General features: G+C 65.7%; 2 protein-coding genes. Both read right to left on the bottom strand.

Annotated features, from left to right (window positions below):
* Positions 1-199 precede the first annotated feature (199 nt).
* A complete protein-coding gene (locus ACXJKR_RS33930) occupies positions 200-499 on the bottom strand; it encodes a flagellar protein FliT (protein ID WP_056199261.1) in 300 nt (99 codons plus the stop codon).
* Positions 500-545: 46 nt separating this feature from the next.
* Positions 546-773 (bottom strand): flagellar export chaperone FliS (locus tag ACXJKR_RS33925; RefSeq protein WP_457326604.1); only part of this gene is annotated, 228 nt, incomplete at its 5' end.

Here is a 773-nt window from a genome sequence, read left to right as displayed (position 1 = left end):
GTTCCTCGGAGGTGGGTTCAAGAGCGCTCATGCCAGGATGGTCGCTGCGCGGGTTGGTTTTGCGGGCCGAGCGCCGGGCCGCCCCTAGCCGGCCCGCCTTGGGCGATGTGCTTGCGGCTCGACGCCGCAAGCATCGCCGTCCCCTCGGGGGACCGGCTGGACTCGCCCGCGTTCAGCAGGGCGAGACCGGACGAGGGGCTCAATGCACCATCCTGCTCTTGCCCTTCATCACATGATCCAGGTCTTCCAGCCAGGGTTCGGCCAGATGGCGGATCTCGGCGTCATTGAGCAGGATGCGCTGCATGATGCGGGTCTTCAGCGCCGATTCACTCGGGGCCAGCTGGGATTGGTTGGCGGCGGACTTGAGCTGCGAGATCAGCAGCACGCAGGCACCTTCGAGCTTGACGACTTCATCCCAGTTGCCGGTGCGGGCAGCTGACAGCATGTCGGCGCTGGCTTGTTCGATGGCCTCGTAATAGTTGAGCAGTTCGGAATTCATGGGGGCGTACCGGAAAGCGTGAGCAGGGCGGGGCGGAATGGGCGGATCAGGCGGCCCTGGGCGGGCGCACTGCGGGGTTGTCGGCGATGGCTTGCCAGGCGTCACGTACTGGCGCCAGCAGACGCTTGCACTCCTCGATGGCAGCGACGTCGCTGTGCAGGTTGGCTTGGGTCAGCCGCATGCACAGATACGCGTAAAGGTCGCGCAGGTCGTGGGCCAGCGGGGTGGATTCGAGGTTGAGGGCAGCCTTGAGACCTTCGTCCAGGATGCGCAC

This window comes from Roseateles sp. P5_E11, from assembly GCF_054049355.1.
The sequence above is the reverse complement of the archived record's forward strand: the minus strand, read 5'-3'. Positions and strand labels throughout refer to the sequence as shown.